The 1170-nt window shown below is 67.9% G+C and carries 1 protein-coding gene; it reads left to right on the top strand.

Going from position 1 to position 1170, the window contains the following annotated elements; genetic code table 11:
- Positions 1-2 precede the first annotated feature (2 nt).
- A partial coding sequence (locus tag ACWDNU_RS46470; protein WP_449673525.1) for a pyridine nucleotide-disulfide oxidoreductase occupies positions 3-1170 on the top strand: 1168 nt, incomplete at its 3' end.

Below are 1170 nucleotides of genomic sequence, written 5' to 3'. Positions count from 1 at the left end.
GTATCTACGCCGCCGACGCATTGATGAAGTCCGATGCCGATGTCAGCATCGACCTCTACGAGCGCATGCCCGCGCCCTTCGGCCTGATCCGCTACGGCGTCGCGCCCGACCACCCGCGCATCAAGGGCATCATCACCGCCCTGCACAAGGTCCTCGACAAGGACCAGGTGCGCCTGCTCGGCAACATCGACTACGGCACCGACATCACCCTCGACGACCTGCGTCAGTTCTACGACGCGGTCATCTTCTCCACCGGCGCCAACGCCGACCGCGCCCTGCCGATCCCGGGCATCGACCTCGACGGCTCCTACGGTGCCGCGGACTTCGTGTCCTGGTACGACGGTCACCCCGACGTGCCGCGTTCGTGGCCGCTCGAGGCGGAGAAGGTCGCCGTGCTCGGTGTCGGCAACGTCGCCCTCGACGTGGCCCGTGTGCTGGCCAAGACCGGTGACGAACTGCTGCCGACGGAGATCCCGCCGAACGTCTACAAGGGTCTGAAGGCCAACAAGGCCGTCGAGGTCCATGTCTTCGGCCGTCGTGGTCCCGCCCAGGCCAAGTTCACCCCGCTCGAGCTGCGCGAGCTCGACCACTCGCCGACGATCGAGGTCATCGTCGACCCGGAGGACATCGACTACGACGAGGGCTCCGAGGCCGCGCGCCGTAACTCCAAGCAGGTCGACATGGTCGCCAACACTCTCGAGCAGTGGGCGATCCGCGATCAGGGCAACCGCCCGCACAAGCTGTTCCTGCACTTCTTCGAGTCCCCGGCCGAGGTCATCGGTGAGGACGGCAAGGTCGTCGGCCTCAAGACCGAGCGCACCCAGCTCGACGGCACCGGCAACGTCAAGGGCACCGGCGAGTTCAAGCAGTGGGACGTGCAGGCCATCTACCGCGCCGTCGGCTACCTGTCGCAGAACATCACCCAGCTGCCGTTCGACGACCAGGCCGGCACCGTGCCGAACGAGGCCGGTCGCGTGATCTCCGACGAGACCGCAGAGGGCGACGCCCGCTTCATGCCCGCCACCTACGTGACCGGCTGGATCAAGCGCGGCCCGGTCGGCCTCATCGGCCACACCAAGGGCGACGCCAACGAGACCATCGCCTGCCTGCTCGACGACCGGCCCGGCCTGGCTCGACCCGCCCGTCCCGAGCCCGGCGCCGTTCTCGAAT

This window comes from Amycolatopsis sp. NPDC003676, from assembly GCF_053587275.1.
The sequence above is the reverse complement of the archived record's forward strand: the minus strand, read 5'-3'. Positions and strand labels throughout refer to the sequence as shown.